Consider the following 13,589-nt stretch of genomic DNA (forward strand, 5'->3'; position numbering starts at 1 on the left):
TTTTCTTTATTTAATTAAACTCTTATTAAAATTTATTTAATTTTTTGATATTTTTCCTTTTTCTAGTTATTTTTTAAGTATTTTTATATATTAAGATAAATTTTATATTTAATTAATTACATAATTTTAAGTAATTTTATTAAATGTGATTTTATGACTGGGCAAATATGGATAAATGTTATTTCTGTAGTAATATTATTTATTTTAGGGGCTTTTATTTATAAAAGAAAAGCATTAGATTTCTTAGGTTCTGTATGTATGATAATTATGGGTATTGTCATATTATTATCTGCAGGTTTAAATTGGTTATTAATTATTGTCCTATTCTTTATTATGGGTATTGGTGCAACTTATTATTCAAAAGATTATAAAAAACGTTTAGGAGAATTTGAAGGTAGACGTACTGCTAAAAATGTTATTTCTAATGGGGTAGTAGCATTTGTTATGGCTGCATTTGGTGGTTATTATCTTCCTTTTGTCGGTGGTTTTATAGGAGCTATTGCTACAGCAACTTCTGATACATTAGGTAGTGAAATTGGTATTTTATCAACTCCTCGTTTAATTACTAATTTTAAAAAAGTTCAACCAGGTACTAATGGGGCAGTTTCTGTTAGAGGAACTTTAGCAGGTATTATTGGAGCTTTTATCATTGGAATTGCTGCATTTTTACTTGGTGTTTTACCAAATATTTGGATTTCAATTAAAATTTCTGTAATTTCTGGTACTGTTGGTTGTTTTATGGATAGTTTATTAGGAGCAGTATTTGAAAATCGTAATTATTTAACAAATGAACATGTTAATTTATTAGCAACTATTACTGGAGCTATTGTTGGAATTATCTGTTGTTTATAAAATCTAAATTCTATAATTTTTAGATTTATTTACTTTTTTTATTTTTAAAATATTTTCATTTGTTTTAAGTCTTTATAAATTTTTTATATTTAAATAAGATATAAACTATATTTTATAATAAGATTATATTTTCCTAGCTTATTTTTATTTTTTTAATTTTTTTTAATCTATTTAATTTTATTTCTTTTTCAATTTTTTTTAAATAAATTTTATATGTTTATAAATCAATATTTATATTTATAATATTTATTTTATGATTTTTAATCATAAATTTACTATTTTAATATAGTAATTTTATTTTATAATTTTGGTGATTTTGAATGAAAGGATTAATATTAGTAATGGACGGTATGGGAGATCGTCCTTTAAAAGAACTTAACAATCAAACTCCTCTTCAAGCAGCTAATACTCCAAATATGGATAAAATGGCTAAAGAGGGTATAACTGGAATTATGGATTCTATTGCTCCAGGTATTAGACCTGGAAGTGACACTGCTCATCTTTCTATTTTAGGATACAATCCATATGAAGTATATACTGGAAGAGGTCCTTTTGAAGCTTCTGGTGTAGGATTAGATGTTATTCCAGGTGATATTGCATTTAGATGTAATTTTTCAACAATGGATGAAAATGGTATTGTAACTGATAGACGTGCTGGTAGGATTAGGGATGGTACAAAAGATCTTGTTGAAACCTTAAATAAAATGGTAATTGAAGGTTATGAAGATGTTAAAATTATATTTAAAGAATCCACTGGACACCGTGCAGTTTTAGTACTTAGAGGTGAAGGTTTATCTGGAAATATCTCAGATGCAGATCCAAAAGTTGAAGGTAATGCTCCTGCTAAAGTTATGCCTTTAGATGATAGTGAAAAAGCTAAAAAAACTGCAGATTTAGTTAATAAAATAGTTATGAAAACATATGATATGATTAAAGATCATCCAGTAAACATTGAAAGAATTAATAATAATTTACCTCCAGCTAATGTTGTTATTCCTCGTGGTGCTGGGGAAGTTCCAGATGTAGAATCATTTAATGATAAATATGAGGTAAATTCTGCATGTATTGCAGAAACTGGTTTAATTATGGGTATTGGTCGTTTTGCAGGAATGGATATTATTGAAATGGAAGATGTTACTGGTGGAGTAGACACTAATCTTGAAAATATTAGGGATACTATTGTAGATCAAGTAAATAATTCAGAACATGACTTCTTCTTAATTAATATTGATGGTGCTGATGAAGCAGGGCATGATGGAAATACAAAACAAAAATTAGAATTTATTGAAAAAGTTGATAAAGTTGTAATGAGTGAATTATTAAAACTTGAAGATTGTTATATCTTTTTAACTGCAGATCATTCAACACCAATTTCAGTTAAAAATCATACTGGGGATCCTGTACCTATTTTAATTAGAGGTCCTGAAGTAAGAACTGATGATGTAGAAGAATATAATGAATTTGCAACTTATAAAGGAGGCCTCTGTAGAATTAGAGGTAGTGATGTAATGAATATTATGTTAGATTTAATGAATTATTCTCATAAATTTGGTGCTTAATTATTCTGAGGTTATAATATGGTAAATAAAACTTTATTTGGAACTTCTGGAATTAGAGGAGAAATTGGTTCAGAAGTTACTGCAGAACTTGCATTAAATGTAGGTAAATCTCTTGCAAGTTATCTTGGTAATGAAGGTAATGTAGTACTTGGTTATGATACTAGAACAACAAATAAAATGTTAGATCAAGCTATTACTGCAGGGCTTGTTGAAAGTGGAGTAAATGTTATTAAATTAGGTATGGTTCCAACTCCTCTTGTAGGATATGCTACTGAAAAATTATCTGCAGATGCAGGTATAATGATAACTGCTTCACATAATCCTTCAAGATATAATGGTATTAAATTATGGAATAAGAATGGTATGGCATATACTCCTCTCCAAGAAAAAGAAATTGAAGACATTTATTTCAATAAAAATTATATTAATATTTCTTGGGATAAAATAGGTTCAATTACTGAAAATAAAGAAATTAAAAAAGAATATATGAATGATTTATTAAGTATGGTAAATATTAAACCAGGATTTAAAGTAGTCATTGACTGTGCATCTGGTGCTGGTAGTGAAATATCTCCTATTGTATTTAGACGTGCAGGTTGTGAAGTTATTACATTAAACTCACAAGTAGATGGTTTCTTCCCAGGACGTAATCCTGAACCTAATGATGCAAATCTCGGATCTCTTAAAAAAGTAGTAAAAGCTACTGGTGCAAATTTAGGTATTGCTCATGATGGTGATGCTGATCGTATGATGGCAGTAGATGAAACTGGTAAAGTTGTAGATTTTGATAAACTTCTTGCTCTTGTTGCATCTAAATTTGGAGGTACTGTAGTAACTACTGTAGATGCAGGTATTGTTATAGATGAAGCAGTTGAAGCTGTAGGTGGTAAAGTTTTACGTACTCCTGTAGGGGATGTTGCAGTTGCAGATGCTATATTAAAAAATAATGGTAGTTTTGGAGGAGAACCTTCTGGAACATGGTTACATCCTGATTTTTGCATGTGTCCAGATGGATTGTTATCTGGTTTAAGACTTGCAGATATTGTATCTCATGAAGGCCCACTTTCAAAACTTCTTGGTGAAATGCCAAACTATCCAAATATTCGTGAAAAAATAACTTGTTCAAAAGAAGATAAAGTTAAAATAATGGAAGATATGGAAGAATTACTTAAACATGCATTTGATGATATTAAAGATGTAAACACTATTGATGGTGTACGTTTAAGTTTTAAAGATGGTAGTTGGGTACTTGTAAGACCATCTGGTACTGAAAATTATATTAGAATAACTTTAGAAGCAAAAACTGAAGAAAAAGCAAATGAAATTAAAGATAAATGTCTTGATATAATTAAATCTAATTTATCTTAATTTTATTTTATTTTTAATACATTTAAGACTTATTTTTTGCTAAATTTTATTTATTTTTAAATTTAAAATAGTTTATATAAATTTAAGAATTTTAAGAAAATCAATTTTCTATTTTTAATTATTATTACTTACTTTTTTTAAATATTTTTATTTAAAATCATGATTTTTATAATTTAGATATTTTTTATATTTTTTTTAGAAAACATTAATTTAATATTATTAAGATACAAAATAATAAGTATAGTTAAAACAAAATATTTATTATAATTTAATATTTATAATTTAAAAAATTGTTTAATATTTTTTTTGATTATTTTATCGTGATTTACAATCGGAGGAATTAAAATTGAAAGCTGTAATTTTAAGTGCAGGTGAAGGAACAAGGATGAGGCCATTAACTATTACAAAGCCTAAAACAATGTTACCTGTAGCTGGAAAACCAATCATTCAATATAACATAGAAGCATTAAGAGATTGTGGTATTAAAGATATTCTTTTAATTGTAGGATACAAAGAAAATATGGTTAGAAATTACTTCAAAGATGGAAGTGATTTTGGAGTAAATATCTCTTATAAAACTCAAACTGATTTAAGAGGAACTGCTAATGCTATTGGTTATGCTTCTGATTTTGTTGATGATAGTATTATAGCTCTTAATGGAGATATTATCTTAGATGTTTCTATATTGTCTGAAATTATTGATGATTTTAAAGAAAATAAACCAGATACATTAATGGTATTAAAAGAAGTTGAAGATCCAACTGGATTTGGTGTTGTTGAAGTTAAAGGCCATAATGTAGTGAATATTATTGAAAAACCTGAAAAAGGTAAAGCTCCAAGTAATTTAATTAACACAGGAATTTATATATTTAATAAAGATATATTTGAAAAAATTGAAAATACTGAATTGTCTCCTCGTGGTGAGTATGAAATCACTGATTCTTTAATTATGCAAATTAAAGATGGTAAAACAGTAAGAGGGCATAAAACAACTAAAAACTGGATTGATATTGGTAAACCATGGGAGCTTATTGAGATAAATGAAAAATTACTTAATAATGTAAAAACTGAAATTAAAGGTGAAATTGAAAATGGAGTAACTATTCATGGAGAAGTTTACCTTGATGAAGGAAGTATTATTAAAGCAGGAGTATATATTGAAGGACCAGTATATATTGGTAAAAACTGTGATATAGGACCTAATTCATATATTAGGGGTAATACATACTTTGGAGATAATGTTCATATTGGTAATGCTGTAGAAATTAAAAATTCAATTATTATGGAAAATACTAATGTAAGTCATTTAAGTTATGTTGGTGATTCTGTTTTAGGTTCTAATTGTAATATTGCAGCTGGAACTAATATTGCAAATCTACGTTTTGATAATAGGACTGTTAGAACTATTATTAAAAATAAAAAAATTGACAGTGGTAGACGTAAATTAGGAGCTATTGTAGGAGATTACACAAAAACAGGTATTAACTCTAGTTTAAGTCCTGGTGTAAAAGTAGGATCTAATTCTTCAATAGGTTCTGGTGTTTTATTAACTACTGATGTTGGTTCTAATAAAAGAGTTTTATTAAAACAAGAGCACATTATTCAAAATAAAGGTAATGATGATTAATTATTACTTTTATTAAATTTTTTATTATTTTTATATAATTAATATAAAAAAATTTCAAATATTGATTTTTATTATAAAAGTATTATTATTAGAAAAATTATAGTGAGGTTATAAAATATGGAAATTAAAGAAAGTACTGAAATATTTCCAGGTACTCATATTGTAGGTGATGTTGAACTTGATGAAAATGTATCTGTTTGGTATGGTGCAGTTATTAGAGGTGATGTAGCACCTATTAAAATAGGTAAAAACTCAAATGTTCAGGATAATTGTGTACTTCATGCTACTAAAGATATCCCATTAACTATTGGGGATAATGTAACTATTGGTCATGGAGCAGTTGTCCATGGATGTACTATTGAGGATAATGTTCTTATTGGTATGAATGCTACTGTACTTAATAATGCACATATTGGTAAAAATTCTATTGTAGGTGCTGGAGCAGTTGTAAGTGAAGGTAAAGAATTTCCTGAAGGAAGTTTAATTTTAGGTGTTCCTGGTAAACTTATCAAACAAGTCTCTAAGGAACAAATAGAATCAATTCAAGAGAATGCAGATCATTATGTTAAACTTTCTAAATCATATAATCTTGATTAAACCTATATCAAATTTAGTTTAAATCTATATGATTAAAGAGTTTATATTTAAATTAATCTTTATTTTTTATTTAATTATTAAATAAGTTTTAATTTATTTTTTTCATGTTTTTTACATATTAAATACTTTTATCTTTCTTTTTTAAATTTTATTATTTAACTTTTGAAATTCTATTTTACTTTTATTTTAATAAGAATTTTATAAAGTGTATTTTTTTTATAAATATAGGTGTTGTTTTTAAAATGAATGCAAGAGATGTTGTAAAGAAATTAGATCCTTATGTACCTGGAAGGTCTGAGGATGAGATTGCTAATGAATTCGGTGTGAATAAAGAGGATATTATTAAATTAGGTTCTAATGAAAATCCATGGGGACCATCTGAAAATGCTATTAAAGCAATTGAAAGTGAAATTCATACTATTAACAGGTATCCTGAAACTGATTTAGAAAAATTAAGAAGTGAATTTGCAAAATATGCTGGTGTTAAAACTGAAAATGTAATTGTTTCTGGTGATGGTGCAGATGAAATTATTGATGTTTTAGCAAAAACTTTCATAAACCCTGGAGATGAATTTATAACACCTCTTCCAACATATACTTATTATGAATTTTTATTTAAACCATATGGGGCAGTACCAGTCTATGCTAAATGGAATATGGATAATAATACTTTAGATGTTCAATCTGTTTTAGATGCAATTACTAATAAAACTAAAGTAATTTTTATTTGTTCACCTAATAATCCTTCTGGGGCAGTTGTAAGTGAAGAAGACTTAAGAACTATTATTGAGGCTACTGATGCTTTAGTTGTTATTGATGAAGCATATTTTGAATATTCAGAACAAACTCAATCTAAACTAATTAATGATTATTCTAATGTTTTTATTATAAGAACAATGTCTAAAGTTATGGGTATTGCTGGTTTAAGAGTAGGTTATGGTTTATCTGATCCTGAAACAATTGATTATATGTTAAGAATTAAACCAGTATTTTCTCTTACTAGATTATCTTATGTTGCAGCAATGGCTACACTTAATGATAAAGAATTTATCAAATATTCCACAGCTAAAGGAATTGAATCAAGAGAATATTTATATAATGAAGTTTCTAAATTTAAAACATTACATGTATTTAAATCAAAATCAAATTTCATGTTAATTGATGTTCATGATACAGGTTATACTGCTGCAGAACTTACTCGTGAATTAATGAAAAAAGGTGTAATTGTACGTGATTGTACTTCTTTTAAAGGTATTGATGAATATTGGATTAGAATAAGTATTGCAACTTTAGAAGAAGATAAAAGATTTATTGATATTTTACATACTATTGTAGAATAATTAATTATCGTATTTTAATTTTATTTTAAAATATTTTAATTATTTAATTATTTAAGTTATTTTTTAGTTTAGCTTTTAATTATTTAATTAGTTAAATTTAATTTATTTTTAATTATTATTTATTATTTAAATTACTATATAGATGTGATTTGATGTATTTTGGCGGATCAGTTGTTTCAAGTGTTGATTTTCATGGTAGAATGTCTTTTATGATATTTTTATCACAATGTCCTTTAAGATGTCCTTATTGTCAAAATCCAGAATTATTAGATGATAAAACAGAAAAACCTTTAGATGAGGTATTAGAGCTTATTAATCATAATGCTGATTTTATGGATGCAGTTGTTATATCTGGTGGAGAACCACTTGTACAATCTAATGATGTATTAAGTATATTGAAATATTCAAAAGATATTGGACTTGAAACTAAATTAGATACTAGTGCTGTTTATCCAAATAGATTAGAACCTTTACTTGATTATACTGATTATGTTGCTATGGATATTAAAGTCCCTTTTGATAAATATAAAGAGGTAATAGGTGCTCCTGTTGGAGATGCTGTTAAATCATCTATGGAAATGGTTTATAATAGAGATGATGTAGTACTTGAATGTAGAACAACTTATGTTCCTAAACTCATGTCTTTATCTGATGTTGAAACAATTGCAAAATCTGTTAAATGTGATATTTATACATTACAACAATTTAGAAATAGAAATGTTTTAGATCAACGTTTATATACTATTGATAGTCCAAATGCATTAGATATGAAAGAATTTGCACAATATCTTAAAAAGTATTATCTTAGAGATACTGAAGTTTTCTTAAAAACTGCTGAATTTGGAAATGAAATTATTAAATAATTTAATTAAGCTATTTAATTATTTTTTATTTTTTATTTTTTAGTGAAAACTTATTATTATAATAAAATAGATAATATATTAATTAATGAAAATCTTTAGATAATTATTTAATATATTTAATTTTTAAACAATTTTTATATTTAAATTTTAAAAAAATAATTTTGTGTGTTGTTATTATGCCTATATTGTCCTTTGGTAGTCAGAATATTAATATTATAACTGGTAAAAAAAGGATGACTATTAGAAAATTATGGAAAAATCCTTTAAAGGTTGGAGACCGTCTTTATTGTTATTGGAATTTAGTTTCTAAAGAAAAAAAGAAAATTTTTGAAGCTAAAGTTACAGACATAAAATTAATTAAATTTAAAGACCTTAAAAATAATGATAACTTAGCTCAAGAAGAGGGTTATGAAAATTCAAAAGAGATGGTTAAAGAATTTAAGAAGATGTATGTTAAACCTCTTAAGGATGAAGATATTTTCCAAATCATTTATTTTGAAAAATTAGATGTAGATGATTGGAAAGGTGATAAAATAGATCAAAAAGCTATGATAACTCAAAGAGCAGATATATTATTTGATAGTGGTAAATATGATAAATCTGTTTTATGTTATTCTGCTGCTTTAAAATATGATTCTAATGATGTTTACCTTTTAAACAAAAAAGGAGATAATCTTACTAGATTAGGTAAATTTAAAGAGGCATTAAACTGTTATAATAAAGCTTTAAAAATAGATAAAAATAATGAATATATTTGGAATAATAAAGCTATTGCACTTTTAAATTCTGGTAATCCTCAAGAGGCCTTAAAAGCTAGTGATGAAGCTATTAAAATTAATTCAGGAGATACTTCTATTTTATATTGGAGAGGTTTTATTCTTGAAGTTTTAAATAGATTAGAAGAAGCACTTCAAGTTTATAATATTTTATTAAATATTGATGATTCTGATCCTGAAGTTTGGAATGCAATTGGAAACATTTTAACTGATTTAGAAAGGCCAGAAGATGCACTTAGAGCATATGATAAAACATTATCTTTATGTCTTGATGACTCTGAAGTTGATGCATCTGCTCAAAATCGTAAAGGTAATGCTCTTTTAGAATTAGGTAGATTTTCTGAAGCATTAGATTGTTATAATAAAGCTATTTCTATTGAAAAAGATAATGAATCATTCCTAATTAATAAAGGTGTAGCTTTAATGGAACTTGGAAAATTTGCAGAAGCAGAAAATATATTTACTAAAGTTTTAGCAATTAATCCAAATAATGATGATGCTAAATTCCTTAAAATGGAATGTCTTGAAAATTTTTAGTTAAATCTTATTAATTTAACTATTTGTATGTTTTTCTTAATTTTTTATCTTATTTTTTTTTTTTAATTATTTTGTGTGTATAATTGTTTATTATTTTTTTTACTCTATTTTTAATTATTTAATGTATATGTTTATTTATTATTTTTCTATTGTTGTTCTTAACTTAATTTATTTTATATTTGTCTTTATTATTCTTTTATAATTTTATTTTATTATTAATATTTTAGTAGATTATTTTATTTTAACAATAGTTTCTATTTACATTATTTTAAAGATTTTTTATTTAAAGTTAAGCAAAAATAAATATTAAGTTTCTTATATTTGTATAAAATTCTTTTTTTAAACTATTAATGCTTTGTTGAAATCTTTCTAATTTTTAGAATAAAATTTCTTAAAATTAATTTTTAAGTATTAATACGGTTTAAATTATTATAAAATATAGTATTTCAACAGACTCATTATTAAGTTTCTTAGAATATAATTTTAAAAATAAGTCTTTTACTAAAAAATTGAAATTTTAAATAAATGTCTAAAATAAGTTAAAATTAATTAAATTAAATAAAAGAATATAGTTATTCACTATATACTTTTTTAAGATAAGTTCCAAGATAAGTACCGCAGAAAACAAGTAATCCACTAACAAGAATTAAAATTATTATATCTAAAATTATAACCATTCCATAATCTCCAGGATTAGAAGTTCCTATTGCACCAAAAGCAGTTGATAATTGGTTAAGTGCATTAGTAATTACATCGTAAAGGATATAATAAATTCCACCACTTGTTAATTCAAAACTAGTAGTTATTAAGAAAAATACTATTGCATTTACTTTACTGTCAATATAATTTTCACAAGAAGTAATTCCCATAATAAATGTTCCAAAGAATATTGAACTTACTATTGTAAGAAAGAGTTGTGTTGTAAAATCTATGATTCCATTAGAATAAAATATTCCATAAAATGTATATGTTAAAAATAAGAATAAACCTGTAAATGCAAATCCAATAGATAATCCTAGTACATTTGTATGTTTATTTAATTCTTTTATTCTATTTTCTTCTTTTACTATAGGTTCTTTTTTGTTTTTTGTATATTTTTCTTTTATTTTATGTTCCTCTTTTTCTCCATTGTCTAATCTTTTTTTACTAATATTATCAATTGGTTCTGTCTGTTTATTTTTTATTTCTTTTTTATTTGTTGAAACCTTTTCACCACATTCTGTACAAAATTTAGCATTATCTCTGATTTCAGCATTACAATTTGGACATTTCGTGAAAATTCCCCCTTAATTTAAGTATATAAAATAGGATTAATATTAATTAACCTATTTTAAATATTTTTTAACAAGTGAAATTCCCCATTCGGTCATTTCTTTAGATTTATTGATGTCGTCTGTTTCTGCAAAACATCTAAAGATAGGTTCTGTTCCACTAGGTCTTATAATTAACCATCCATCTTCTCTTAGTATTTTAACTCCATCAGTTCTGTCTATTTTATAATCTGTTGTGTTTTTAATTTCTTCAGCTATTCTAGACATTACTTCTTCTTTTTGATCATCTGGACATTCTGTTTTCATTTTTACAGTATGATATACTGGAAGTTCACTTACAAGTTCTGATAATGGTTTTTTCTCTTTTGCAATAATTTCTAAGATTTTTGATACAGTCATTGCTGCATCTCTTCCATAAACAAATTCAGGGAAAATTAATCCTCCATTTTCTTCTCCACCAAATAGTCCATTTGTATCTTTAAGTTTCCTTGCTACAAGTAAATCTCCTACTGCAGTTGCAATAACGTTTCCACCATATTCTTCTGCAATATCATAAATTGCTGTAGAAGTTGCAACAGTAGTTACAATGGTTCCTCCATTATTTTCTTTAAGCATTGCTTTTTCAACAAGTGAAAATGTTTTATCTCCAAGAACAAAGTTTCCTTTTTCATCAATACATATTGTCCTATCTGCATCTCCATCATGAGCAAGACCAATATCTGCACCTAATTCTTTAACAGTAGCTATTAAATCTTGTAAGTTTTCTTCAATAGGTTCTGGATTACGTCCAGGGAAATGTCCATCTGCTTGTGAATTTAAGGTTGTAACATCACATCCAAGTTTTCTAAGTAAATATGGTGCTGTATAAGAACCTGCTCCAGATCCACAATCAACAACAACTTTGAGATTTGCTTTGCGAATTGCGTCTGCATCTACTCTACTTATTGCATCATTAATATATTCTGAGATTATATTGTCATTAGTATATACTTTTCCAATTTCATCCCATTTTGCTCTTTTAGGTTCTCCATCAAAGAACATTTCTTCAACTTTAAGTTCCATGTCATCTGGTGTTCCAATACCAAATTCATCTACAAATTTAAGACCATTATATTTTGGAGGATTATGTGAAGCAGTTACTATAATTCCACCATCATAATATTTTCTTACTGCATATTGTATTGCAGGAGTTGGAAGTATTCCTAAATCTACTACATCACATCCTGAGGATAATAATCCTGCAGTAATTGCATGTTTAAGCATTGGTGTTGAGGTTCTTGTATCTCCACCAATTGCTACAGTTCCTTGTACAAGTGTACCATAACTTGCTGCAAGTCTTGAAGCAAATTCTGGAGTCATAACTTCATTTGCTACTCTACGTACACCAAAAGTTCCAAATAATCGTTTTTTAACCATATTATAACCTTTAGTTTAATTTTAAATATTTATTTAAGTAATTCTATTTTAATTAAATAGTTTTTTAATATAAATCTTAAATAGATTATTTATATTTTTATAATAATTAATTAATAAACTTTTTTTTATTAATTCTTTCTTATTTTAATTATAATTTTTTTTTTTAAGATTATACCTTAAATATTAAAGTTTTTTATAATTATTTTAATGGTATTGAAAACTTATTTTATTTAAAATTTTAATTTTTTTTAAATCTATTTCTTTTTAGAGTGGAGGTAGTTTTATCTTAAATTAATGGATTTTAATTTAAATCTATTTCTTTTTAGAGTGGAGGTAGTTTTATCTTAAATTAATGGATTTTAATTTAAATCTATTTCTTTTTAGAGTGGAGATAGTTTTATCTTAAATTAATGGATTTTAACGAAATATTTTTTTTAAATTAAAAATAAATTTTTTTAAGTTTAATGATTTAAATTAGATTATTATTATTTTCTTAAAATCTTATTTATTCCATTAATGAGTATATAAATTAAATTTTTTAAAAAATAGTTATTTTAGAAACCTAAATTTAATAAAGTAATTATAACTTTATTAATTTAGGCTTATTTTTTCTATAGTTTTAGATTTGGGTATTATTTTTCTAATTTTATTAATTTTGAATCATCAAGAGTTATTTCTAATTTATTATTGTATTCACTGACTGTTCCAGTTATTTTAACATTTCTATTTTTAAAATCAGAAATATTAATTCCTTGTGTTTCAAAATTTTCTAGTCCAGATTGAAATATGATTACTCTGATTTTACCCGTTCCATCATTTAGATTTAAGAAACAAGTTTTACCACTGGATGAATAATCGATTTCTGTAATAACTCCATGAATTGTAATTTTTTCATTTATATTATTACTTGTAATTTCTTTAATCCTCATTTCTTTAGGCTCTACCCATGCAGAACTTATAATTAATATACTTATACCAATTATACTAGTAATAAGTGCTATTTTGTATATGGTTTTATCATTAATAATCATATTTCTTCTTTTAGGGTTTGTATTATTTACAAACTCTAAACTACTATTTTTGAATTATTTTATTTAATTTTAAGTTTTAATGTTGTAAACTTATTTTTTAAATTAAATATTTTTTTCATTTTAAAATATTTTCTATTATTTAATTTATTAAAATAATTAATTCTTTTATGTGATTATCTTAGAATTAAGTTCTAAATTTTAAAAAAAAGATAATTTAATAGTATATTTAATAATATTTTTAATTTATAAAAATAAGCTGTTATTAATTTTATTTTGAATATTGTAAAATAAGAGTTGTTGAAAACAATTTTTTATAAAGATTTAAATAAGAATTAAAATATTTGAAAATCAT

11 protein-coding genes and 1 pseudogene are annotated in these 13,589 nt (G+C 24.9%); 8 read left to right on the forward strand and 4 right to left on the reverse strand.

What is annotated here, in order from left to right; all coding sequences use genetic code 11:
• Nucleotides 1-153: 153 nt before the first annotated feature.
• The 8 genes from T523_RS04410 to T523_RS04445 all read left to right on the forward strand — a co-directional run bounded on the left by T523_RS04410 (nt 154) and on the right by T523_RS04445 (nt 9,519).
• Entirely contained in the window at nt 154-852 is a 699-nt protein-coding gene (locus tag T523_RS04410) for a TIGR00297 family protein (RefSeq protein ID WP_042707709.1), read from the forward strand.
• 320 nt (nt 853-1,172) lie between these two features.
• Complete coding sequence (locus tag T523_RS04415; protein ID WP_042707710.1) at nt 1,173-2,411, forward strand: 2,3-bisphosphoglycerate-independent phosphoglycerate mutase; 1,239 nt, start codon at nt 1,173-1,175, stop codon at nt 2,409-2,411.
• Between the two features lie 18 nt (nt 2,412-2,429).
• Nucleotides 2,430-3,779 (forward strand): phosphoglucosamine mutase, encoded by a 1,350-nt coding sequence (gene glmM, locus T523_RS04420; protein ID WP_042707711.1) that lies wholly within the window; start codon nt 2,430-2,432, stop codon nt 3,777-3,779.
• 346 nt (nt 3,780-4,125) lie between these two features.
• Nucleotides 4,126-5,406, forward strand: a complete 1,281-nt coding sequence (gene glmU, locus T523_RS04425) for a bifunctional sugar-1-phosphate nucleotidylyltransferase/acetyltransferase (protein WP_042707712.1) — start codon at nt 4,126-4,128, stop codon at nt 5,404-5,406.
• 117 nt (nt 5,407-5,523) lie between these two features.
• A complete protein-coding gene (locus T523_RS04430) occupies nt 5,524-6,003 on the forward strand; it encodes a gamma carbonic anhydrase family protein (protein WP_042707713.1) in 480 nt (159 codons plus the stop codon).
• A gap of 242 nt (nt 6,004-6,245) precedes the next feature.
• Nucleotides 6,246-7,343, forward strand: a complete 1,098-nt coding sequence (hisC, locus tag T523_RS04435) for a histidinol-phosphate transaminase (RefSeq protein ID WP_042707714.1) — start codon at nt 6,246-6,248, stop codon at nt 7,341-7,343.
• A 152-nt stretch (nt 7,344-7,495) separates the two neighbouring features.
• On the forward strand, nt 7,496-8,206 hold the full coding sequence (locus tag T523_RS04440; RefSeq protein WP_042707715.1) for an anaerobic ribonucleoside-triphosphate reductase activating protein: 711 nt from the start codon (nt 7,496-7,498) through the stop codon (nt 8,204-8,206).
• Nucleotides 8,207-8,382: 176 nt separating this feature from the next.
• Nucleotides 8,383-9,519, forward strand: a complete 1,137-nt coding sequence (locus T523_RS04445; RefSeq protein WP_042707716.1) for a tetratricopeptide repeat protein — start codon at nt 8,383-8,385, stop codon at nt 9,517-9,519.
• 572 nt (nt 9,520-10,091) lie between these two features.
• On the opposite strand, the gene T523_RS09280 is transcribed toward T523_RS04445, so the two are convergent.
• From T523_RS09280 to T523_RS04460, 4 genes and pseudogenes are all read right to left on the reverse strand, one after another.
• Entirely contained in the window at nt 10,092-10,388 is a 297-nt protein-coding gene (locus T523_RS09280) for a hypothetical protein (protein ID WP_042707717.1), read from the reverse strand.
• 342 nt (nt 10,389-10,730) lie between these two features.
• Nucleotides 10,731-10,799 (reverse strand): annotated as a pseudogene (locus T523_RS09390) (zinc-ribbon domain-containing protein); the annotation flags it as partial.
• Between the two features lie 45 nt (nt 10,800-10,844).
• Nucleotides 10,845-12,206 (reverse strand): phosphoglucosamine mutase, encoded by a 1,362-nt coding sequence (gene glmM, locus T523_RS04455; RefSeq protein ID WP_042707718.1) that lies wholly within the window; start codon nt 12,204-12,206, stop codon nt 10,845-10,847.
• A gap of 632 nt (nt 12,207-12,838) precedes the next feature.
• Nucleotides 12,839-13,237 carry an exodeoxyribonuclease VII large subunit gene (locus T523_RS04460; protein WP_042707719.1) on the reverse strand — a complete coding sequence of 133 codons (399 nt, stop codon included), beginning with the start codon at nt 13,235-13,237 and terminating at the stop codon, nt 12,839-12,841.
• Nucleotides 13,238-13,589 lie beyond the last annotated feature (352 nt).

This window comes from Methanobrevibacter wolinii SH (assembly GCF_000621965.1).
Taxonomy (GTDB): Archaea; Methanobacteriota; Methanobacteria; order Methanobacteriales; family Methanobacteriaceae; genus Methanarmilla; species Methanarmilla wolinii.

Excerpts from the sequence above, each read along its gene's own strand:
- T523_RS04410 (WP_042707709.1), top strand. The coding sequence starts at position 154 with ATGACTGGGCAAATATGGATAAATGTTATTTCTGTAGTAATATTATTT.
- T523_RS04415 (WP_042707710.1), top strand. The coding sequence starts at position 1,173 with ATGAAAGGATTAATATTAGTAATGGACGGTATGGGAGATCGTCCTTTA.
- glmM (WP_042707711.1), top strand. The coding sequence starts at position 2,430 with ATGGTAAATAAAACTTTATTTGGAACTTCTGGAATTAGAGGAGAAATT.
- T523_RS04430 (WP_042707713.1), top strand. The coding sequence starts at position 5,524 with ATGGAAATTAAAGAAAGTACTGAAATATTTCCAGGTACTCATATTGTA.
- hisC (WP_042707714.1), top strand. The coding sequence starts at position 6,246 with ATGAATGCAAGAGATGTTGTAAAGAAATTAGATCCTTATGTACCTGGA.
- T523_RS04440 (WP_042707715.1), top strand. The coding sequence starts at position 7,496 with ATGTATTTTGGCGGATCAGTTGTTTCAAGTGTTGATTTTCATGGTAGA.
- T523_RS04445 (WP_042707716.1), top strand. The coding sequence starts at position 8,383 with ATGCCTATATTGTCCTTTGGTAGTCAGAATATTAATATTATAACTGGT.
- T523_RS09280 (WP_042707717.1), bottom strand. The coding sequence starts at position 10,388 with ATGGGAATTACTTCTTGTGAAAATTATATTGACAGTAAAGTAAATGCA.
- glmM (WP_042707718.1), bottom strand. The coding sequence starts at position 12,206 with ATGGTTAAAAAACGATTATTTGGAACTTTTGGTGTACGTAGAGTAGCA.
- T523_RS04460 (WP_042707719.1), bottom strand. The coding sequence starts at position 13,237 with ATGATTATTAATGATAAAACCATATACAAAATAGCACTTATTACTAGT.